Below are 21434 nucleotides of genomic sequence, written 5' to 3' on the forward strand. Positions count from 1 at the left end.
CTCCTAGTCCTTTGCTTTCACAATTTTACATAATCCAGCATTGAATTCTGGTATTTGAGTAATGATGTCAAATCCATAGTTTGTAATTGTGTTTGAACTTTCACCTATTGCATAAGGTTTCGTTCCTTCTGGATAATTTGCACTCATATCAAAACCTTGCATTACACCTGCAAAGTTATATGGTAATGCGATTCTATCTGGCGTAACTCTATTACTGTATTGAGCTTTTACTTTAATTTTTGTTCCTTGAGGTGAATGTAACCACATCATATCACCATCTCTTAATCCATGTTCTGCTGCTAACTCTGGATTTATGTTTGCAAACATTTCAGGTGTAATATGAGAAAGATATTTACTTGTTCTTTCTATCATACCTGCTCCACTTAGGTTTACTACCCTCATAGTTACTAACATAGTTGGAAACTCTTTTGACCAATCTTGAGCCATTTGCTCTGATTTAAATCTCACATCAACTCTAAAGTTATTTGTTTGATCCTCATATGTTGGATACTTTCTAACTAAATCCATTCTTGGAGAGTGAATTGGTTCTCTATGTTTTGGTATTGGATCTGGGAATGTCCATACAATTGCTCTTGCTTTTGCATTTCCATATACACATACTCCAGCCTCATTACATTTTTCTTGAATAATTCCACTTAGGTCAACTTTCCAGTTTGCACCCATTTTTCTTTTTTCTTCTTGGGTTAATGTAATTCCTAAAACTTTTTCTATATTAGCTTTTGTAATTTCTGGATATCCACCTTTGATTTTAGAACCTTTTACACTTACTCTTTCATCTGGTAATTGTGAAACTCCATCATGTTCTAACCCAAATCTATTTCTAAATCCCATTCCACCTTTTAACATTGGTGTATCTACATCGTATAATATTGGACTTCCTGGGTGTTTTGTGTCCCAACTTGGCCATGGTAATCCATAATATTGACCTTTCATTTTCCCCGAACCTTTTAAAGTTATTGGATCAAATAAGTGCCAATTCTCTTGATGTTCTTTCAATCTTTTTGCTGTCCATCCACCAAGTCCAATTGTTTTTACTGTTCTTGCTAATTCATCTGATGCATCATCTGGCCAATTAAAGTCTTTTTTTACTACTTTATATTCACCATCAACAACATTCATTTTCATTGCTTTTACATATTCATCATAAAAACCAAATTTTTTAGCAAATTCAAACATTACTTCATGGTCAGTTTTACTTTCATATAGAGGATCAACAATTTTACTTCTCCATTGTGAAGATCTATTTGTTGCAGTTACACTTCCTTCTGTTTCAAACTGTGTTCCTACAGGTAATATATAAATATTATCGGTTTTATTTGTTATTACGGCTGCTTCATTTACAAATGGCTCTGCAATTACTAATAAGTCTAATTTATCAAGTGCTTCTTTTACTTTTGCAGTTTGTGCCATTGAAGTAATACCAGTACCTTGAACCCATAAAGCTCTAATAGGACTTGAAGAATATGTTTTTTCTTCTTGTAATACACCTTGCCACCATTTAGCAAGTGAGAATCCTTTTTCATTCATCCATTTTGGTGAGTGAAATCTTCCTTGTAACCAGTTATAATCAACACCCCATGCTTTCGCATAATATTTCCAAGATGCTTCACCTAATCCATAATATCCTGGTAAACTATCGGCTAGACAACACATATCAGTAGAACCTTGAACATTATCATGTCCTCTAATAATATTACATCCTCCACCTTCTTTACCCATGTTTCCTAATACTAGTTGAAGTATTGGTAGAATTCTTGTATTTGATGTCCCAGTACTATGTTGTGTAATACCTAATGCCCAAACAACTGTAGTTGGTTTTGTTTTTGCTAAAAGTGTTGCTAAGTGTATAATTTTTTCAGATGGAATTCCAGTAACATCTGCTGTTTCTTCTGGTGTCCATTTTTTAGCTTCTTTTCGTACTTCTTCCATACCATATACACGACTATCAATAAATTTTTTATCTTCCCAACCATTTTTAAAAATGATATGTAATAGTCCATAAATAAATGCTACATCTGTACCTGTTCTTATTCTTAAATAATGATCTGCTTTTGCTGCAGATTTTGTATATACTGGATCAACAACTATTAGTTTTGCATTATTTCTATCTTTTGCTTGAAGAAAATGTTTAAATCCAATTGGATTTGCAACAGCTGAATTTGCTCCAATCATTAAAATTGCTTTAGAGTGTCCGACAACATCACCAAAATGATTTGTCATAGCGCCATAACCCCATGTATTCGCCACACCGGCGACAGTTGCACTATGTCAAATTCTAGCTACGTGATCGATATTATTCGTACCCCACATTGCAGCAAACTTTCTAAAATAAAAAGCTTGTTGTAAATTAAATTTTGCTGATCCTAAGAACATTGCTGCATCTGGACCATTTTCTTTTCTAAAAGTTAACATTTTCTCAGAAATTTCATCAATTGCTTGTTTCCAAGAAATTCTTTGCCATTTCCCTGCCACTTTTTTAAGTGGATGTTTTACTCTTTGTTTACTTTTTACTAAATCTATTTGATCTATACCTTTACAACAATGACTTCCTTCACTTATAGGATGGTCTTGTGCTACATCTTGTCTTACCCAAACTCCGTTTTGTACTTCAGCTACGATTCCACATCCTGCCGAACATATACTACAAATAGTTTTGACTTTTTTTGATCCTGGGAAAGGATTTTTTACTTCATCTTCTGTTGCTTTTCTTACTGTATCTGTAGATGCGAACATTGATGTTGCTCCTACTCCTGCACCAATTGAAGCAAGTTTTAGAAAGTTTCTTCTTCCCATTTTCAAAGATATGTCGTTAAGTTCATTTTTGCCCATTATCTTTTACTCCTTAATAACTAGCTTTATAAAAAGCTTTCCATTCCTCTGTCTCTTTGTATAAAATCTCTTTTTTATTAGATTTTCCTACAACAACACCATTTGAACCATCACTTGTATTATTCTTAGTACTAGCCATTGCAACAGTTGCACCAGCAGCAGCTACAAGTGCGCTTGCACTCAGAGTTTTTTTAATAAAACTCCGTCTATTATCTTTCATGGTTTCCTCCAGATATTTTTTTCTTTAACATCTATAATATGCTATTTTTGCATATTAGTATTTAAAAAAATAATTTAAAAAGTTTATCTTTTCCCTAATATAAATAATATGCTATTTTTGCATATTACTATTTGAAAAAAAATAATTTAAAAAAGCTTATCTTTCTTTGCCATATCTAATATGCAAAAATAGCATATTAGTATTAAAAGATAAGATTTAATCGCTCTTTAAATACTATAAAATAGACACATAGATAAAATAAATTTTACACACATTTAAAAAGTAATTTTAAAATCTCTTTGGTAAAACTTTATTTACCGAATTTTATTGCTAAAATTCTTAACTTACACTTAAAAGTTAAAATTTAATTTACCAAATTAATTAAATCTTTAATTTAAGTAACAAAACAGCTTTAAATTTAATATCAGTATTTAATTATTTATCTAGTAAAATATACAATGGTTAAAAACTTTTAGTACTAATTCCAATTTTAAATATACAATATTTAATTTTTTAAGAAAAAGAATACACGGGTTTTACTATAAAACTTGGGAATCAGTGCCAAAAGCTGGAATAATTAAATCTTGTGGAGAGTCTGTCATTGGTGGAGACAGTTTTTGGCTTAATTACTATGAATGTACAAAGTTTCCAATCAAAATTATAATTGTTCACTCTTTACAATTAAAATACCAATAAATGATGAGGACATAGATGAAAAATAGAGATTTAGGAATCTTAAGAGATTTTAATATTTTGTATTTAGAAGACGATGAAAATTTATTAAAACATACATCTGATGTATTAGAAGATTTTGTAAATAATATATTCCTTGCAAAAACTTCATGTGAAGCAATGGAAATTTTATTAAATAAAAAAGTTGATGCTATAGTTACTGATATTTTATTAGAAGATGAAAATGGAATTGATTTTTTAAATCATATAAAAAGCAAAAACATTAATATTCCTACTATTCTTACAACTGCTCATACAGATACAAATTATTTACTTGATGCAATAAAACTAAAAGTTGAGAATTATATAGTTAAGCCGATAAATATAAAAGAGTTACTTAATACTTTACATGATATTTTATTGCCAATTGTTCAACAAAAAGAGATACAAAAAAGTAGAAGTGTTATAAGAACAATTGCTGCAATTACTGATAGTAAGCAAGTGGCTATTGTAAAACATATTATAAATAATTTAGATAATGAAAGTCATTTTACAGCTTCATATACAGATATTATGGAAGAGTTTTGTATATCAAAACCAACTTTAATAAAGCTCTTTAAAGAGCTTTCAGAGAAAAATATTTTAATAAAAGTTCAACATAAAACTTATAGGTTCAATGCTCCTTCTTTGGAGAGTTTATAAAAAAAACTACAAGTACGAAAATATTTAAGTGATAAAAGAATTAAATATTTTTTAATATTTTTATAAAAAGAGTTAGAAAAAGCTCTTTTTCTTTATCGCTAAGAATTGAAAAACAATTATTTTCATAAGTCAGAATATCTTCAAATACTTTTCTACAAATCTCTTCTCCTAAAGGGGTTATTTGTACTAATTTACTTCTTTTATCATATTCATTGTCAAGTCTAATTATAAACTTTCTATCTTCAAGTTTTTTTAATACTTTAGTGATTGCTGCTGAAGAAAAAATTAATTTTTCACTTAATTTTTTTGGAGAAATTGTTTGTTTTTCATCTCTAAGAGCTAAAATAGTAATCAGTGCATCAGTTTCACTATCACTTAAATTATAATTGCTATCTTCAATTTTAGAAATGTTTTTTTGTATTTTATTGTATGCCAAATAAAAAGGGAAAGTTAATTTTAATACTTCACTAAGGGGTGAAAGTACTATTTTCTTGTGTGCTGTAATATCTGCATTAAGGTCATTTATATTCATAAAAAATTATACCTTAATTTTGATAAATAAAACTTAACTAAAAAGTAATTTACTAGTAAGGTACTTGTAAGCCTCTTATTGATATTATTCCATGATTATTGAGAATAAAAATATGTATATATTGATTATATAAAGGAATAAAATGGAGAAAAAAGAAAGTTGCTGTATTTCATCAGAGTGTGATTATACAGATATTTCAAAATTAATGTTAAGATTTACAGTTGGTTTTTTACTTTTGTTTCATGGAATGGCTAAAATAAATTATGGTATATCATTTATAGAAGAATTATTGGCTAGTAAAGGACTACCAACTATTATTGCTTATGGTTCATATATTGGTGAGATTGTTGCTCCCATAATGTTAATAATAGGTTTTAGAGTAAGAATAGCTTCTATAATTATTTTCTTTACATTAATTATGGCAGTTTTTCTTGGACATTTAGATGACTTTTTTACATTATCAGAAGTTGGCGCATGGGCAATGGAAGTTCAAATATTTTATCTTATGGGTTCTTTAGCAATTTTTTTACAAGGTGCTGGGAAATATAGTATTGATGGCTGTACTAAGAATAAATAATATATAAAAAAAGCTTCACTTTAAAGGTGAAGCTTTTTTATTTTGTATATTTTGATGTAGATAAAACAACACCTTCATATGAAGTTGTTTTAATAGCTGCTAATATATCAGCTAGCTTAACTTTATCATCATAAATAACGGTTGCTTTTTTTGTATTTAGTTTAACACTAACTTTTTCTACACCATCAACTTTTTTAATGGCTTTTTTTACAGCAATAGTACATAAAGGACAATGCATTTTTTCAACTTTTATAATGCTAATATTTGAAGCAAAAATAAAAGAACATAAAGATAAAAATAAAATAAGTGTTTTCATATTCAATCCATAAATAGTGGTATTAGTTCAGGGTATAGTAATAAAAAAAAGATTAAAGAAAAAAATAGTGTTGCAAAGATAATGTGTATTGTTCTTTGTTTTTTTGTACATTTACATGATATTTTCTTTTTAAATCTTTTAACTGCAAAAAACAACAGTGCAAAGGTTATTATAACCATTGGAATTCTTAAAAAATCAAGCTCAGTAAAATAGGTCAATACTCCACTTGATATTCCAAAAAATAAGAATAAAAATGCTGGTAAACAGCATAGTGTTGATAAAAGGGCAGTTATTACTGCTCCTATTATCGGAATATTTATTTTATTCACTTATGTTCTTGCGAAATATAGCTATAAGAGAAGTTTTTCGCATCATAATAATCTAATGGATCTTCTCCATTTTCTGCATATGGATATCCTAACATATTAAGTGGATATTGTGCAGGTTTTGGATTTAGTACGAAATCTCTTGCGTAGTTAAATGCTACCCAATTCATTTCCCAATTTCCAAACATGAATTTTTTTGCATCTTTTACTTTTTGATCTTCATTTGTAAGTTTTTCTGCAAGTCTTACTTTTGTAACATCAGCAGGATCAGCAGGAACCCATCCTAAACCACTTATATAAAATTCAGCACGACAATGTTGACCACCAGTTATTTTTGCTAAACCATTTTCATCTGCTTTACCACAAGCTTTTGCGATTTTTGATTTACCAACTCTTATTCCAAATACTTCTCTTGCTGGAATATTTGCATTTCTAAGTAGTGTTACAAATACAGAACTAATATCTGTACATTTTCCACCATAAATTTTTTCTTCGATTGCTTTTTTAGCATCACCAACTCCACAACCAATTACACTATTATCTCTGTACATAGTTGTAACTGTCCAATCATAGATTGCTTTAGCTTTTTCAAGTGGAGTTTTTGCATCTTTGATTATATTATCAGTAAATGCTTTCATTTTATCACTTACTGGAATATGTTTAGTTCCTTCTAAGAATTTTTGAACATCTTTAGGATAGTTCATATTATTTTTAGCAAGTTTTAGATTATGTTCTTTTTGCATAGTTACCATGTCAATTTTAACAGTTAAGACTCTTGTTTCAGTCCCTTTGTTCCATTTTACATAAAGTACTTTTGTATCATAATCATTTTTTGCTATATATGCTTCTGCATAGTTTCCTTCATATTTTAAGTTTGCAACTTTTTGATAAGTAGAATCTAAAGGAAGTGGAACCCATAGTTGAGTCTCTTCATCACTTGGTTTGATTTCAAATTTATTTGTAATTGTAAATTTTCTAGTTCCTTCTTTGATTCCAAAAGCGTTTGTTTCTTTTGCACTTAAAAAGCTTGGACTTACAAGCATAGTTGTAGTAAGTAGTGCTGAACCTTTTAAAAATGTTCTTCTTTCCATGGATAATAACCTCTAATAGTGTTTTGTTCTATCAAGAGATAAAGTAAATAAATTCACATTAACTCAAACCATAACCTATGGTCTTGAACTATATTTATCTTGAAATATTATTGTAAGCTTCATAAACAAGTGCTTAAAAAGTAAAAAATATTTGACCTAGTTTAAACATTTATTAATATAATGAAGCGTAAAATTATTTTATATTAAACTATGTATTAGTTATACAAAAAGGTATAAAATGAAAACTATGAAAAAAACTCTATTTTTAAAATCAGATAAAATCGGTGATGGTGAATTAGGCTCAATGCTAACAAAAGGCTTTTTAAGTGCAATTCTTGAACAAGAAAATACACCTAAATCTATTATTTGCGTTAATAGTGCTGTTCTTTTGACTACAGAAAAAGAAGATAATGAGATACTTATTATCTTGAAAAAGATAGAAGAAAAAGGTGTTAAAATCTACTCTTGTGGAACTTGTCTTGATTATTATAATAAGAGAGATGATTTAAAAGTTGGAGTTGCTGGTAATGCAATGGATATTGTAAACTCTCTTCTAAGTGAAGATATAGTTACTTTTTAATTAATTTAATCAGCAGAGATTTTTCTCTGTTGATTAAAATCATATTTATTGAATAATCTCATATCCACAAAGAGCTGCACCAATTGCTCCTGTTAATTGAGGATATTTAGATGGAATAATAGTTTTTTCCAATTTTTCAGATAATAACTTTACTAAGAAATTATCTAAAGCACCTCCACCTGTAAAGAGTATAATCTCACTTTTACAAGCAAACTTGCTAGCCATAGATGCAAGTCTTGAAGCTATTGATTCATGTACTGCATAACAGATATTTGAAGCACTCTCTCTTTTTGCAATCAATGAAACTACTTCTGATTCTGCAAAAACAGCACACATACTTGAAATAGATAATTTTTTATTAGCATCAAATCCAATCTTTGAAAATTCATCTAGATTTAGACCCATTCTGTTTGCGGCTATTTCTAAAAACTTACCAGTTCCCGCCGCACATTTGTCATTCATCTTAAAATCTACAAAACCTCCACTTTTATCTAGAAGTATTACTTTACTATCTTGTCCTCCCAAATCAATAACCATTTGGGCATTGTTATTAAAAAAATATGCGCCTTTTGCATGTGCTTTTATTTCGCTTATTACAGGACATGAGAAGGTTTCTTCTATCATGTGTCTACCATATCCTGTGGAAACTAACATTTTTATATCTTTATCTTTTAGATATTTTTTTACTATTTCATCTTGATTTACAATAGTTGGAATAACACTCATTTCAACTATTTCTTTTTTTTCATTGATTCCACAAATTTTTGTATATGTGGAACCAACATCAACTCCCCAATACATTAGCTTTTTGATTTTAATTTAGTTGCTTTTTTCTTAAAAGAGATACTTTCTAAGAAAGCTTCAACTCTTGTTTTTATTTGTCCTGCATCTTCAGGAGAATAGTCTGATTCAATCACTAAACAAGGAATTCCAGCTGCTTCTAAAGCTTCTGTTACTAGGAAAGACTCTACATTATATGTATGGCAAAAAGATAGTGTATAATATATAACTCCATCTGCTTTTCTATCTTTGTACATTTTTAAGATTTTGTCAATTCTTGGTGTATTTGGAGTAAAACAGGCACAATCAACTGCACTATATCTTTTCATAAGTTCACTCATCAAATCATCTTCATTTTTGATATTATCGATATCTACATTGTCTTTATAATATCTATGTCCAATACATGACTCTTCATTTATAATAGCACCACCTGAACTTTCAACAGCAGTGTGAAGTTTCCAATTTGGTGGAGCAATAGGAGTTCCTAAAATCATAAGTCTTGGAGTATCTTTTTCAAATACTGAAATCTTATCTTCAACTCTTTTTTCTAATTCATCACAAAGTTCATTTACTTTTTGTGTATATCTTTTTGAATCATCTAAAAATCCCATTTGTGTAACAAATAGTGCATCTTTTCCTGTTATTGGCATAACTTCTGGATTTAGACCTCTTAGAGAATCAAGTCTTAAAAGTGCTTTTCTTTTTTCATTTATAATTCTTGTACCTTCTAACATCTCTTCAAGACTTAGTTTTTTTCCAGTAACTTCTTCAATATGTTCTTTAAATTCTCCTATCTCTTCTTTCCACATTTTTAAATCTTTATCTCTTTTCATATGTGGAATATTCATAACATGTACTGGATGATGTTTATTTAGTATTTCCCATGTTTTTTTCTTAGCTTCACAGGTTGTTTCGCCGTAAATAAAATCAGCAGATTGAGTATAAGCACAGGTTCTTTGAAGTTTAAATCCATGAGCTGATTTGATTAAAGGACAGATATTTCTAGGAAGTTCAGTCTCAGCATCTGCTATTGTTGCAGGGCTTCCTCCACATAAACCAAAACATGCACCACCAGCTCCTACAATAATCTCTTCTGGTACAAAGATACAAAATGTACCAACAGCTGGTTTCTTTTGCTTTTTAAGTTCATTGATTTCAGCGATTCTTTGACCTTGGATTTCACTCATAAACCAATCAAAGTATTTCATACCCTCTGGTCTATTTTTTTGAGACATAAATTGAGCCCTATAAGATTCAAGTCCCATATTCATCATTTTTGCATGTCTATCAACATCAACATTAATTTCTGAAAGTAATTTTCTGTGTTCTTCTACACTCATAATTTTTCCTTGTATTATAATTATTATTTATACATGAAAAAAAAGAAAATATTATAAACAAGCTTTTAAATCATGTATGTCTAAGCCTTAGACCGCAAAAAGCAAAAAATTTAATATTATTTTATAAGCTTAAATTTTACTTATTAAATAAAACTATATTCCATTCTTAATAAACAAGAGCTTAAAAAGTAAAAACAATTTTACTAATGTTAAATCTATATTTAACTAAAAAAAGATATAATCACACTAATTAATTTGCATTAACTCATGGGTTGGGTTTACATAAGATGTGATACTTTCTATTTCTACATAAACTAATCCATTAATGCATTCACAAGGGAAATAATGAACAACAGATATAAATTAACAAAATTTGTTCAAGCTGCTGGTTGAGCTGCAAAGATGGGTCCGGGTGATCTTAAACAATCTCTTTGTAATCTTAGACCGACAGATGAAAAAGTTTTAGTAAGTTTTGAAAATAGTGAAGATGCTTGTGTTTACCAAATAAGTGAAGACAATGCCTTAGTTCAAACACTTGATTTTATTACTCCAGTTGTTGATGATCCTTATATTTATGGGAAAATAGCTGCTGCAAATTCACTTAGTGATATTTTTGCTATGGGAGCTGAAGTAAAAACTGCTATGAATATAGTCGGTTTTGATGCAAAAAACCATGGAAGAGAAGTATTAGCAGAAATTTTAAATGGTGGAAATGAAAAAATAAAAGAGTGTGGTGGAGTTTTGATGGGTGGACATACTATTGAAAGTCCAGAAATGTATTATGGCTTATCAGTAACAGGTATGATTCATCCAAACAAAATATATAGAAATAATACTGCAAAAATAGGGCATGTATTGGTTCTAACTAAACCAATAGGAATGGGTATTTTAACTACAGCTATTAAAAGAGATTTATTAAGTGAAGAAAGAACATTGGAAGCTATAAAAATAATGGAGACATTAAATTATTTGCCATCAAAGATATTACGACAATATGATGTGAGCTCTTGTACAGATATTACTGGGTTTGGACTAATTGGACATGCCTTTGAATCAACAAATCCTACAACTACATTTGCAATACATTGTGGAGAAGTTCCTGTTATAAAAGATGCTTATGAATTAGCTGAACAAGGTGTGGTTCCTGGTGGTTCTAAGAGAAATTTAAAGTATCTTGAAGATAAGATGACAGTAATGTGTGCAGATGAAAAATGTAAACTTATGTATTGTGATGCTCAAACTTCAGGCGGCTTATTAGTTGCTATGGATAAAGATGATGCAAAAGAGTATATAAAAAAAGTAGAAGAGTTAACTTATGGTTATGCTGCAATTATAGGGGAAGTTATTCCAAGGGGAGTTACACCAATTATGATTTATTAATTGGCGAGAAGATGAAGGAATCGAACCTCCCACGGCGTATTACACATAAACCGTCAATCAGGGTTGAAGCCTGTGGTGCCCACCAGGTACACTTATCTCCCAAAGTAAGTGGGAATCTTACATTAAATATTTTTAAAAACATCTGAAAGGGTCAAAATGAGTTTACTCAAGGCTATTCCAAAAATTGATAAGTTTGTATCAAAGAAGAATTTTGATGGATATTCAATTAACTTAATTACTAAAATATCACAAGTGATAATTGAGAACTTGAGAAGTGAAATACTTCAAAAAAATATTAGTGAAATAAATGAAGATAAATTAGTAGAAGAAGTTCTTAAAACATATGAAGAATTAGTATCTCCTTCTTTACAAAAAGTTATAAATGCTACAGGAATAATAGTACATACAAATTTAGGTAGAAGTTTATTGAGTAAACAAAGTTTAGAAAAAGCTATAGAAATAGCAACTTCATATAATAATTTGGAATATGACTTAAAAAAAGGTCAAAGAGGTGAGAGATATGCCCATATTGTAAAAACATTACAAGCTTTGACTGGATGTGAAGATGCAATAGTTGTAAATAACAACGCAAGTGCAGTTTTTCTTATCATGAATACTTTTGCTAAAAATAAAGAAGTAGTAGTAAGTAGAGGAGAACTAGTTGAAATAGGTGGAAGCTTTAGAGTTCCAGAAGTTATGGCTCAAAGTGGTGCAATTTTAAAAGAGATAGGAACTACAAATAAAACTCACTTAAGAGACTATGAAAACGCTATCAATGAAAATACTTCTATGCTTATGAAAGTACATAAATCAAACTATACTATTGAAGGATTTAGTAGTGATGTGGAGTTTGAGGATATAGTAAAAGTTGCTTCACAAAATGAGGTAATAGATTATTATGATATGGGAAGTGGACATATGATTGACTTACCTTTTAATCTATCAAGTGCAGAACCATCTATTTTAAAAATTATGGAATACAATCCTAGCCTTTTAAGCTTCTCAGGAGATAAACTTTTAGGAAGTGTTCAAGCTGGTATAATCATAGGAAAAAAAGAGCTAATAGCCAAAATTAAAAAGAATCAACTTCTAAGAATGTTAAGAGTTGATAAAATCACTTTATCAATACTTGAAGACACACTAAATTCGTATTTAACTGATAACTTAGAAAATATTCCTACACTAAATATGTTATATACTAAAATAGAAGTTTTAGAGCAAAGAGCAAATAAATTAAAAATACTAATAGATACTATTTGTAAATGTGAAGTGATAAAAAATCAAACACTTATAGGTGGAGGAACAACTCCAAATAAAAAGATACCAACTATTGCATTAACATTGGAATATAAAGATTTTAAACCAAATAAAATAGAGCAGTTATTGAGAAAAAATAATTTAATCACTAGAATAGAAAATGAAAAAGTATTATTGGATTTTAGAACTATTCAAGAAGATGAGATAGAAGAAATAGAAAGTATAATTAAAAGGGTATTTAAATAATGTCAAATATCATTATAGGAACAGCAGGACATATAGATCATGGAAAGACAGCACTTATAAAAGCTTTAAATGGCTTTGAAGGTGATGATACAAATGAAGAGAAACAAAGGGGTATAACTATTGATTTATCCTTTTCTAATCTAACACGAGGACAACAAAATATAGCATTTATAGATGTACCTGGACATGAAAAATTAGTTAAAAATATGATTGCTGGGGCATTTGGATTTGATTATGTTATGTTAGTCGTAAGTGCTGTTGAAGGAATAAAACCTCAAACAGTAGAGCATATTGAAATCATAAATTTATTAGGACTAAAAGAGTTAATAGTAATCCTTACAAAAAAAGATTTAGTAAACCCTGAAGAGTTAGCTTTGAAAAAAGAACAGATATTGATGTTCTTGGAAACTTTTGATTTTGAAATAAAATTTGTAAGTGAAGTTTCAATATATGATGAAAGCTCAATTGAAAAACTAAAAAATCAACTTTTTACTATAAATAATAGTATTAAACAAGAAGAAAACTTCTTTAGATTTTATGTGGATAGAGTATTTTCACCAAAAGGTATTGGTACAGTTGTAACAGGAACTGTATTAGGAAAAAAAGTGGAACTAAATGAAAAAGTATTTATCAGCGAAAGTCAAAAAGAGACAAAAATAAAAAATATACAAGTTCACAATCAAAATGTAATAGAAGCAAATATATCAAATAGAGCAGCACTAAATTTACAAAATATAGATGTAAAAAGTATAACTAGAGGTGATTTGATTACAAAAAGAGGTTATGTAAGAGGATTTGATGGTATTGATATCTCTTTTTCTTGTCTAAAAGATAAAAAACTTTTGCATAATAAATCATATTCGCTTTTTATAGGTGCAAAAAAAATAGAGATAAAAGCTTTACTTTTTGATTCAATTGATTCATTAGAAGTTGGATTTGCTACATTAAAAGCAACAGAAAAATTATATACAGTTTTTGGTGAGAAGGTAATTTTACGAAATGGTAATGAGACAATATGTGGAGGGAAAGTACTAAATCCAGTAATTGATCCCATGAAAAAAAACCAAAAAAGAAAACTTTTAGAAGCTTTAGAAAAAAATGATTTTATAAATGCTTATTATGAACTTCTAAATGCTCATAGAAAAGGATTAGGGATAATCTCTTCAACTCAAAGATTTGCTTTAAGTCATGAAGAGGCTTTAGCGTTTGCAAAAAATCTTGATGAGGTATTTGTGGATGAAAAAGACTTAATTATTTATCCAAATGATACAAAAGTGGAATTAAAAGAATATATAAAAAATGTATATGAAAAAAATGCTTATGCTATGCTTTCTAATGCTTCTATTGCGCTAAGAGTAAAATGGGCAAGTGCTTCGTTTATAGATTCTGTTTTAGATGAACTTGAAGAAGAAAACTTTTTAATAAAAGAGGGTAATTTATATAAAAATGCCAATATAAAAGAGGATTTTCTAAAGGATTTAGAAGATATAGTCTTAAATAGACTAAAAGAAGAAGATTTTTCTCCTACGGCACCTTATAATATTTATGATGATTTAGATATTGATAGAAAGTTAGGAGATGAAATTTTAAAAGCTTTAACTTCTAAAAAACAAGTAATAAGACTACAACACAATCTTTTCATACATTTTGAAAGTTTGAACAATATTGTAAAAGCTATGAAAAATATCATAAAAGTAGATGGTTATATAGAAATAGCAAATTTCAAAGATAGATTTGAACTTAGTAGAAAATATTTAATCGCGTACTTAGACTATCTTGATAATTATTCAGAGATAAAAAAAGTAGAGACAAAAAGAGTTTTTGCATAGATGATTTGCCCTTTATGCAATAGTCCTGCAAAACTTTTTTATAAAAACACTCACTACAAATGTGAGTGTTGTGCTGGAGTATTCAAGTCAAAAGAGTTTCACCTAATAGGTGATGACGAAAAAAATATTTATGAAAAACATAAAAATGATTCAAATGATATAAGATATCAAAACTTCCTCTTTCCTATTACAAACTCAGTTTTAAATGATAAGTCAACAAAAAGCATTGGACTTGATTTTGGTTGTGGTAAAGATTCTGCAATTATAAAAGTACTCAAAGACAATGCTTATGAAATATATGGTTATGACTTGTTTTATTTAGATGATAAATCATTATTGGAACAAAAATATGATTACATTACAAGTAGTGAGGTTATAGAGCATTTTCAAGAACCAAATAAAGAGTTTGCTCTTTTAAAATCACTTTTAAAAGATGATGGAAGTCTGTATCTTATGACAGATATTTATGATGAAAGTATAGATTTTGATAAGTGGTATTACAAAAATGACCCAACTCATATTTTTATGTATCAAAGAAAAACTTTTGAGTGGATAAAAGATAATTTTGAGTTTTCTAGGGTTGAGATAGAGGGTAGGTTGATTCGGTTTTATTTGTAGTTTTATAATGGTTATTTTCTCATGAAGACTTAGCAGTCTTCGCTTCTCTTACTTTTTGGTCTCGAAAAAGTAAGCAAAAAAGACTGCCGAGTTGATGAAGGCAAGCTCCCTTCCAGTTATATATTTATTTTCTGCCCTGCAAAACTCACTAAAATGACCATTTAGGTCATTTTTTAACGCTCAAACAGTTTCGGGCTTTACCGAAAATAAACATATAACTTCCAGCTTCATCAAAGGCAGAAAGAAATACCTATAGTTCAAATTTTTATTTATAAAGTAATATATAGACACCAAATAATATTGCTACATCTACAGAAGCCGAACGTTTATCTTTCTCTTTTCTAAACAAGATTGGTAACTGTCTGAGTGTTTAAAAGTTGCTAAATGCAAGTTTTAATAAGCGAGTTTTACCAATCAGAAAAGATAAAAATAATAAGTGAGGGAACCTTTGGCTTCGCAGCCGTAGTTGTTTTTGCTTACTTTTCGTCAATACAAAAGTAAGAAGAGCGGAGAGGTTTACCTCTTCAAGAGAATGAACATAACAAAATGTTGTTTTATTACATAAATACAGTGGTAAACCATACATTTAAATATCAAAGAAATTCTTAAAAATACAACAATATTAACATCTTAGTAAAAATATTTTCTACAAAGTCCTAAATAATGGTTTTTATTTATCTAATAGTCCAACATGAATCATGTTATAAATATCACTTATTTAAGGCTATTTTATATAAAATGTATGATTAATAAGTAGTTAGATTGAGGTAGAAAATGAATTTAAGAAAAGAAATAGAAAAGTTATTATATTGGTATATACCAATATTTATTATTTCCGGTATTGCAGCATCTATAATGGGAACTTTTATTAAAAGTTTTAATGGAGAACCAATAAGGCTAACATCTGCATTAGTTACGCTTTCAATGTTTATAGGTTATTTAGATAATATTGTTGTAGGTGTATGGTTATATTTTATTGCAAAAAAGTATAATCAAAAATATATTTTATGGTCATTGTTTGGATTCGTTGCAAATATTTTTGGAGCTGTATTATTTATAGCATTATATATTTATGAAGAATCTAACAAAACATTGGAGAGAAATATTTGACCTTGTAGCTCAAATATTTCTCAACTCAAACGTTAAAGTTTTGAAAAGAGACTAACAACCTTTGTTTACTCTACACAAAAAAACAATAAAATCATTCCTAAAGTATAAAAATACAAAAGGAAGATTTATGAAAATAGATAAAAGTCACGACATATATTTTGCAAAATCAAGTAAAGAAAAAGAGACTAAGAAAGCCCATGATTGTAAGCTTATAATGACTTTGCTGATATGTTAAAACAAATCATGGAAAAAGATTTGGAAGATGAAAAGATAAGATTGTACTATACTAATAAAAAAATGACCTCACCTTTTTTTTGAAAAGAAAGTAGGTAAAAATAGAACTGATATATTTGATATTTTGATTGATATATAAATTTTGAAAGAAGAATTAATTTGTTATGATTTCATTTATAAAATGTCAACAGAGGTAAAAATGAGAATTTTACATGCTTTAGCACAACGACCTGGAAAAACGGGAAGTGGAGTTTTTTTACAACAGTTATTTAAAACAGGACATGAACAAAATCATGAGCAAGCAGTGATTGCGGGAGTTCCTATTAGTGAGCAAAATCCTGATATAGAAAATCTAAAGGCACAGAATTTTTATCCAGTATTATTTGAAAGTGATGAGTTAAATTTTCCAGTTGTTGGTATGAGTGATGTTATGCCTTATGTTAGTACTAAATATAGTGATTTAGATGAAGAAAGTTATGAGAAGTATGAAAAGGCATTTAAAAAGGTTATTCAAAAAGCTGTAGTTGAGTTCAAGCCTGATGTTGTGATTTGTAATCATATTTGGCTTTTATGTGGATATATAAAAGAGATGTTCCCTAAGCTAAAAGTTTTAGTTTTATGCCATGGTACAGATTTGCGACAGCTTGAACGCTCACCTAGATTAGTTCCTATTGTAAAAAAAGCTGTGCCAAAATGTGATTATCTTTTTGCTTTAAACTCTGCTCAAAGAGAAGAGATAGTAGAGCTTCATGATGTAAAGGATTCACAAGTAATTACAAGTGGAAGTGGATATAACCCCAATATGTTTTTCCCTATAAAAAGAGAAAAGAATAAAAAGATAAAGATAGCTTATGTAGGAAAAATTTGTAATTATAAAGGTGTTCCAAATTTACTTAATGCTATTGATAAAACTCAAAATTATCATAATATTGAGCTAAATTTGATAGGTCATGGAAATGTTGAAGAGAGCCAAGATATTATAAAAAGTCTAAGTAAAAGAAAGACAGAAGTTAATTATCTAGGAGCCATATCTCAAGATAAACTTGCTGTGTTTTTACGAACTTGTGATGTGTTTATTCTTCCTTCATTTTTTGAAGGTTTACCTTTGGTTGTGATTGAAGCCTTAGCTTCAGGTGTAAAAGTTATTTGCACAGACTTACCCGGACTTGATGAGTTTATGGGTGAGGAGTTAAAAGCCCTTGGTGCGATTAGATATGTAAAAATGCCAAGATTAAAAAATGTAGATACTCCTTATGCTGAAGATATAGAAGCTTTTGAAATGGAACTTAGCCAAAAAATAGATGAAGTTAGTGTAGAATTTTTAAATGATAATGAATATAAGATAGATGAAGTTCTAAGCCATTTGGAAGATAAGACTTGGAAGGGACTTTTTCATCGTTTGGAAAAATACTTTAAATAAATAGAAGGTTGAAAAACTTCTATTTACACTTTTTATCTAAATCTTTTAACTCTAGGTTTAGAGCATTTGATGAGATATATACTTCCCACAATGAAATGCACAAAGATAAACACATTGTAATCAAACTTAACCCAAATATTTGTTTACCTATATTCTTAAATTCTAAAAATAGTGAAAACATAGAAATAGTACATAAAAGCATTGATACCACTCCAAAAAACTGCATCCATTTTGTAAGTTCTAGTCTTCTTTTTAAGTTATCTATTTGTCCTCTTAATTCGCCTGTTTCTTGTTCTCTTGCTTGTCTACTAATTGAACGAATAAGTTGTCCAGTTGTTAAAAATCTATTTGTATATGCTAAAAGAAGTAGTGAAATAGCAGGGAAAAGTAAAGCAGGCGTTGATATCCCAATTTCCATAAAGTACCTTTATATTTTTTCGTATTGTAACAAAAAATAGCAAATTATATAATATATACACATAATAATATAGGTTATTAACAATAAAATATAGTAATAATATAGAAATTTGTAGTAAAAATTCAGTAAATTTATGCAAAAATGCGCACTAAATTATGAATTAATATATTATTATTAAATTTTTTGAGTAGATTATTTTAATCCTAGTCCTTTTTAAAGCTTAATTATAACTATAAAATATCTCTTCATAATTAATTTTTTTATTCAAGGAGAATTTTTTAATGAAAAATCTGCTAAGTCCTAAGTTACATATTTTTGTAATTTTGATTGTTATTATTTCGGATACTATAGGGATTTATAAAATTTCATTGGGTGTTGGTGCAATGATACTTTTACCACTTTTTTATTCTTTTATCTTAGCTACAATACTTAATGGAAATGTTGTAAAAATATCTTCAAAAATAATTGATAAAGTTAATTTAAAATCTGCTGTTCCCTTTGTAACAATTGCAATTATGCCATTTATCGCAAAATTTAGTATTGGGATTGGGCCTAAGATTAATGAAATTATTAATGCTGGTCCTGCATTAATTCTTCAAGAATTAGGAAATCTAGGAACTATGTTAATTGCTATGCCAATTGCAATTGTTTTATTTAAAATGGGAAGAGAATCAATTGGTGCTACACATTCAATTGCAAGAGAACCAAATATTGCATTAATATCTGATAAATATGGTTTAAATAGTCCTGAAGGTGTTGGTGTAATGGGCGTATATGTTGTGGGTACATTATTTGGTACAATATTTTTCTCTTTAATGGCTAGCTTTTTAGCTAGTTTAAATATTTTTAGCATACAAGCTTTAGCAATGGGATGTGGTGTAGGTTCAGGTTCAATGACAGCAGCTTGTTCTGGTGCATTAATAGGAATGAAACCTGAATTAGAAAGTACTATTACTGCATTTGCAGCAGCTTCTAATGTAATGACTTATGCTACTGGACTATACATGAGTTTATTTATAGCTTTACCTCTTTCTGAACGTATATTTAAAGCACTGTCAAAATCAAATAGTTTAGAAGAAGGAAATGCATAATGAAAAATCAAAATAGATCAATAAATTTAGTTGAAAGTGCAATTTTATTAATTGTAGTTTGTTTTATTGGATTGATTGCAAATCATATTTATGGGTTTACTAGTGATAACAAAGCTAGCATGTCAATACTTACACGTTTTGTAGAAGGGCCAAGTGGACTTATAAATGGGATGAGTGATGCATTTTATGGAATGCTAGTTATTTATTTAATTTCAATAGGTGGTTTGATAATAGCTAAATATATGCCATTTTATTTACCTTCTATTGCTTGGATTTCTGCACTTGCTATTTTAGCATCTTCTCCAATATCTCCTATTGCAGATTTTGTTGTGCAAACTACATCAAAAATACATTTCTTAGCTTTAACAACTTCTGTATTAGCATATGCAGGTTTTGCAATTGGTAAATTAGAAATTGAAACATTTAAAAAATCTGGATTAAAGATTGTAATTATAGGATTATTTGTTTTTGTTGGAACTTATTTAGGTTCTGTTTTAATTGCTGAAATTGTATTAAAAAGTACAGGACAAATCTAATGGAAAAATTAACTAGTAAAAGCTTTATAAGTGAAGTAACTTCTTGGAGACATCATATTCATAATAATCCAGAAACTGCTTTTGAAGAAGTTAATACAGCTGATTTTTTAGCATTAAAATTAGAAAGTTTTGGTTTAGATGTTCATAGAGGTTTAGCAAAAACAGGTATAGTTGCTACTTTAAATAAAGATAGTTCTGGTAAATCAATTGCTTTAAGAGCAGATATGGATGCCCTTGATATAAAAGAAGAAACTTGCCTTTCTTATTCTTCTAAAAATTCAAATAAAATGCATGCTTGTGGTCATGATGGGCACATGGCTATGCTTTTAGGTGCTGCAAAACTTTTATGTGAAGATTCATCTTTTAAAGGAAAAGTTCATTTTATATTCCAACCTGCTGAAGAGAATGTAGCGGGTGGTAGAGTGATGATTGCCGAAGGGTTATTTGATATAGTTGATTGTGAAGAAATTTATGGAATGCACAATTGGCCAGGTATTCCTGTAGGTGAAATAGGAGTAAAAGTAGGTCCTATAATGGCTTCAAATGATAATTTTATAATCAAATTAAATGGAGCTAGCGGACATGCTGCTTTACCCCATTTATCAAATGATGTTATTTCTGGTGGATGTAGCCTAGTTACAAGTTTAAATCAATTAGTTAGCAGAATTCAAGATACTCAACTACCAACAGTCTTATCTGTTACCAAAATTGAAGCAGGTTCTGCTTTTAATATACTTCCAGAAGAAATTCTTATTTGGGGAACAGTACGTACTTTTGATAAAAATTCTCAAGATTTGATAGAAAAAAATATTGAAAAATCAATTAAAAGTATTTGTTTGGAGTATGATTTAACATATACTTTTGAGTACAACCGATGTTATGTTCCTACTATAAATCATGAAAAACAAACAGAATTTTCTAAAAAGATTATAAAAAAAGTTACACAAAAAGAAGCTACAACTGTTTTACCTTCTATGGCAGCTGAAGATTTTGGTTATATGTTAGAGGAGAAACCAGGTTGTCTTGTGTGGCTAGGAAATGGTGAAAATAGTAAATCCCTTCATAATGCAAAATATGATTTTAACGATGATGCCTTATCTTATGGTATAAAATATTGGGTTGAATTAGCTAAAGAGTATTTTCAAAAATAACTATTTTCTCTTAAATTAAAAGCTAGTAAATGATTTTTTTGCTAGCTTTTTACTTGTGCTAGATATAAAAACAGTACAACTAAATATTTTCCTTTATCCTTATAACACAAAACTTTCTTGAATTAAAAACACAAATCCCATACCCATGTTTACCT

General features: G+C 28.9%; 21 protein-coding genes. 12 read left to right on the forward strand and 9 right to left on the reverse strand.

Features of this window, described 5'->3' with window-relative positions:
• Positions 1-3: 3 nt before the first annotated feature.
• Both ACNI3D_RS05060 and ACNI3D_RS05065 read right to left on the reverse strand, forming a co-directional pair.
• Positions 4-2850: a formate dehydrogenase subunit alpha gene (locus ACNI3D_RS05060; RefSeq protein ID WP_419768468.1), complete on the reverse strand. Its 2847-nt coding sequence runs from the start codon at positions 2848-2850 to the stop codon at positions 4-6.
• A 13-nt stretch (positions 2851-2863) separates the two neighbouring features.
• Complete coding sequence (locus tag ACNI3D_RS05065; protein WP_419768469.1) at positions 2864-3070, reverse strand: twin-arginine translocation signal domain-containing protein; 207 nt, start codon at positions 3068-3070, stop codon at positions 2864-2866.
• A gap of 711 nt (positions 3071-3781) precedes the next feature.
• Here ACNI3D_RS05065 and ACNI3D_RS05070 point away from each other — a divergent pair.
• A complete protein-coding gene (locus ACNI3D_RS05070) occupies positions 3782-4444 on the forward strand; it encodes a response regulator (RefSeq protein WP_419768470.1) in 663 nt (220 codons plus the stop codon).
• Positions 4445-4484: 40 nt separating this feature from the next.
• Here ACNI3D_RS05070 and ACNI3D_RS05075 read toward each other — a convergent pair whose 3' ends face one another.
• Positions 4485-4976 carry a MarR family winged helix-turn-helix transcriptional regulator gene (locus ACNI3D_RS05075; protein WP_129101465.1) on the reverse strand — a complete coding sequence of 164 codons (492 nt, stop codon included), beginning with the start codon at positions 4974-4976 and terminating at the stop codon, positions 4485-4487.
• A gap of 142 nt (positions 4977-5118) precedes the next feature.
• Here ACNI3D_RS05075 and ACNI3D_RS05080 point away from each other — a divergent pair, with 142 nt between their 5' ends.
• Positions 5119-5553, forward strand: coding sequence for a DoxX family protein (locus ACNI3D_RS05080; RefSeq protein ID WP_419768471.1), 435 nt, complete (start codon positions 5119-5121; stop codon positions 5551-5553).
• A 37-nt stretch (positions 5554-5590) separates the two neighbouring features.
• Here ACNI3D_RS05080 and ACNI3D_RS05085 read toward each other — a convergent pair whose 3' ends face one another.
• From ACNI3D_RS05085 to ACNI3D_RS05095, 3 genes are read right to left on the reverse strand one after another with little or no spacing between them, the layout of a single operon-like run.
• Positions 5591-5869 (reverse strand): heavy-metal-associated domain-containing protein, encoded by a 279-nt coding sequence (locus ACNI3D_RS05085; protein ID WP_419768472.1) that lies wholly within the window; start codon positions 5867-5869, stop codon positions 5591-5593.
• 2 nt (positions 5870-5871) lie between these two features.
• Positions 5872-6198: a hypothetical protein gene (locus ACNI3D_RS05090; protein ID WP_419768473.1), complete on the reverse strand. Its 327-nt coding sequence runs from the start codon at positions 6196-6198 to the stop codon at positions 5872-5874.
• On the reverse strand, positions 6195-7286 hold the full coding sequence (locus ACNI3D_RS05095) for a transglutaminase-like domain-containing protein (RefSeq protein WP_419768474.1): 1092 nt from the start codon (positions 7284-7286) through the stop codon (positions 6195-6197). Before ACNI3D_RS05095 ends, ACNI3D_RS05090 begins: the two co-directional genes overlap by 4 nt.
• Before the next feature lie 238 nt (positions 7287-7524).
• Here ACNI3D_RS05095 and yedF point away from each other — a divergent pair, with 238 nt between their 5' ends.
• Positions 7525-7866 (forward strand): sulfurtransferase-like selenium metabolism protein YedF, encoded by a 342-nt coding sequence (yedF, locus tag ACNI3D_RS05100; protein WP_129101460.1) that lies wholly within the window; start codon positions 7525-7527, stop codon positions 7864-7866.
• Between the two features lie 45 nt (positions 7867-7911).
• Here yedF and ACNI3D_RS05105 read toward each other — a convergent pair whose 3' ends face one another.
• Together ACNI3D_RS05105 and ACNI3D_RS05110 are read right to left on the reverse strand one after the other, a co-directional pair.
• Positions 7912-8667, reverse strand: coding sequence for an acyl-CoA dehydratase activase (locus ACNI3D_RS05105; protein WP_419768475.1), 756 nt, complete (start codon positions 8665-8667; stop codon positions 7912-7914).
• Positions 8667-9989, reverse strand: a complete 1323-nt coding sequence (locus tag ACNI3D_RS05110) for a double-cubane-cluster-containing anaerobic reductase (protein ID WP_419768476.1) — start codon at positions 9987-9989, stop codon at positions 8667-8669. Before ACNI3D_RS05110 ends, ACNI3D_RS05105 begins: the two co-directional genes overlap by 1 nt.
• A gap of 345 nt (positions 9990-10334) precedes the next feature.
• Between ACNI3D_RS05110 and selD the strand changes: the two genes are divergently transcribed.
• The 6 genes from selD (at position 10335) to ACNI3D_RS05140 (ending at position 18083) form a co-directional block, all read left to right on the forward strand.
• Positions 10335-11369 (forward strand): selenide, water dikinase SelD, encoded by a 1035-nt coding sequence (gene selD / locus ACNI3D_RS05115; RefSeq protein WP_419768477.1) that lies wholly within the window; start codon positions 10335-10337, stop codon positions 11367-11369.
• 156 nt (positions 11370-11525) lie between these two features.
• Positions 11526-12872: an L-seryl-tRNA(Sec) selenium transferase gene (gene selA, locus ACNI3D_RS05120; protein WP_419768478.1), complete on the forward strand. Its 1347-nt coding sequence runs from the start codon at positions 11526-11528 to the stop codon at positions 12870-12872.
• Complete coding sequence (gene selB / locus ACNI3D_RS05125; protein ID WP_419768479.1) at positions 12872-14701, forward strand: selenocysteine-specific translation elongation factor; 1830 nt, start codon at positions 12872-12874, stop codon at positions 14699-14701. Before selA ends, selB begins: the two co-directional genes overlap by 1 nt.
• Entirely contained in the window at positions 14702-15319 is a 618-nt protein-coding gene (locus ACNI3D_RS05130) for a class I SAM-dependent methyltransferase (protein WP_419768480.1), read from the forward strand. It abuts the gene before it with no gap.
• Between the two features lie 774 nt (positions 15320-16093).
• The gene (locus ACNI3D_RS05135; RefSeq protein WP_419768481.1) at positions 16094-16429 is read left to right on the forward strand and encodes a hypothetical protein; all 336 of its coding nucleotides are present in this window, start codon (positions 16094-16096) and stop codon (positions 16427-16429) included.
• 433 nt (positions 16430-16862) lie between these two features.
• The gene (locus ACNI3D_RS05140; RefSeq protein WP_419768482.1) at positions 16863-18083 is read left to right on the forward strand and encodes a glycosyltransferase family 4 protein; all 1221 of its coding nucleotides are present in this window, start codon (positions 16863-16865) and stop codon (positions 18081-18083) included.
• 19 nt (positions 18084-18102) lie between these two features.
• On the opposite strand, the gene ACNI3D_RS05145 is transcribed toward ACNI3D_RS05140, so the two are convergent.
• Positions 18103-18501, reverse strand: coding sequence for a DUF2721 domain-containing protein (locus ACNI3D_RS05145; RefSeq protein WP_419768483.1), 399 nt, complete (start codon positions 18499-18501; stop codon positions 18103-18105).
• Positions 18502-18782: 281 nt separating this feature from the next.
• On the opposite strand from ACNI3D_RS05145, the gene ACNI3D_RS05150 reads away from it, so the two are divergent.
• The 3 genes from ACNI3D_RS05150 to ACNI3D_RS05160 are packed head-to-tail and all read left to right on the forward strand — an operon-like array spanning position 18783 to position 21279.
• Positions 18783-19592, forward strand: a complete 810-nt coding sequence (locus ACNI3D_RS05150) for a DUF3100 domain-containing protein (protein ID WP_419768484.1) — start codon at positions 18783-18785, stop codon at positions 19590-19592.
• Positions 19592-20128 carry a hypothetical protein gene (locus ACNI3D_RS05155; RefSeq protein ID WP_419768485.1) on the forward strand — a complete coding sequence of 179 codons (537 nt, stop codon included), beginning with the start codon at positions 19592-19594 and terminating at the stop codon, positions 20126-20128. The genes ACNI3D_RS05150 and ACNI3D_RS05155 overlap by 1 nt, the downstream gene beginning before the upstream one ends.
• Positions 20128-21279: a M20 aminoacylase family protein gene (locus tag ACNI3D_RS05160; protein ID WP_419768486.1), complete on the forward strand. Its 1152-nt coding sequence runs from the start codon at positions 20128-20130 to the stop codon at positions 21277-21279. The genes ACNI3D_RS05155 and ACNI3D_RS05160 overlap by 1 nt, the downstream gene beginning before the upstream one ends.
• Positions 21280-21434 lie beyond the last annotated feature (155 nt).

The sequence above is a fragment of the Arcobacter siniprincipis (SeqCode) genome, assembly GCF_048571125.1.
GTDB classification, from domain to species: Bacteria; Campylobacterota; Campylobacteria; order Campylobacterales; family Arcobacteraceae; genus Arcobacter; species Arcobacter siniprincipis.

Bases quoted from the DNA above. Each gene is read 5' to 3' on its own strand.
- ACNI3D_RS05065 (WP_419768469.1), bottom strand. From the start codon at position 3,070: ATGAAAGATAATAGACGGAGTTTTATTAAAAAAACTCTGAGTGCAAGC.
- ACNI3D_RS05070 (WP_419768470.1), top strand. From the start codon at position 3,782: ATGAAAAATAGAGATTTAGGAATCTTAAGAGATTTTAATATTTTGTAT.
- ACNI3D_RS05075 (WP_129101465.1), bottom strand. From the start codon at position 4,976: ATGAATATAAATGACCTTAATGCAGATATTACAGCACACAAGAAAATA.
- ACNI3D_RS05080 (WP_419768471.1), top strand. From the start codon at position 5,119: ATGGAGAAAAAAGAAAGTTGCTGTATTTCATCAGAGTGTGATTATACA.
- ACNI3D_RS05085 (WP_419768472.1), bottom strand. From the start codon at position 5,869: ATGAAAACACTTATTTTATTTTTATCTTTATGTTCTTTTATTTTTGCT.
- ACNI3D_RS05095 (WP_419768474.1), bottom strand. From the start codon at position 7,286: ATGGAAAGAAGAACATTTTTAAAAGGTTCAGCACTACTTACTACAACT.
- yedF (WP_129101460.1), top strand. From the start codon at position 7,525: ATGAAAACTATGAAAAAAACTCTATTTTTAAAATCAGATAAAATCGGT.
- ACNI3D_RS05105 (WP_419768475.1), bottom strand. From the start codon at position 8,667: ATGTATTGGGGAGTTGATGTTGGTTCCACATATACAAAAATTTGTGGA.
- ACNI3D_RS05110 (WP_419768476.1), bottom strand. From the start codon at position 9,989: ATGAGTGTAGAAGAACACAGAAAATTACTTTCAGAAATTAATGTTGAT.
- selA (WP_419768478.1), top strand. From the start codon at position 11,526: ATGAGTTTACTCAAGGCTATTCCAAAAATTGATAAGTTTGTATCAAAG.
- selB (WP_419768479.1), top strand. From the start codon at position 12,872: ATGTCAAATATCATTATAGGAACAGCAGGACATATAGATCATGGAAAG.
- ACNI3D_RS05130 (WP_419768480.1), top strand. From the start codon at position 14,702: ATGATTTGCCCTTTATGCAATAGTCCTGCAAAACTTTTTTATAAAAAC.
- ACNI3D_RS05135 (WP_419768481.1), top strand. From the start codon at position 16,094: ATGAATTTAAGAAAAGAAATAGAAAAGTTATTATATTGGTATATACCA.
- ACNI3D_RS05140 (WP_419768482.1), top strand. From the start codon at position 16,863: ATGAGAATTTTACATGCTTTAGCACAACGACCTGGAAAAACGGGAAGT.
- ACNI3D_RS05145 (WP_419768483.1), bottom strand. From the start codon at position 18,501: ATGGAAATTGGGATATCAACGCCTGCTTTACTTTTCCCTGCTATTTCA.
- ACNI3D_RS05150 (WP_419768484.1), top strand. From the start codon at position 18,783: ATGAAAAATCTGCTAAGTCCTAAGTTACATATTTTTGTAATTTTGATT.
- ACNI3D_RS05155 (WP_419768485.1), top strand. From the start codon at position 19,592: ATGAAAAATCAAAATAGATCAATAAATTTAGTTGAAAGTGCAATTTTA.
- ACNI3D_RS05160 (WP_419768486.1), top strand. From the start codon at position 20,128: ATGGAAAAATTAACTAGTAAAAGCTTTATAAGTGAAGTAACTTCTTGG.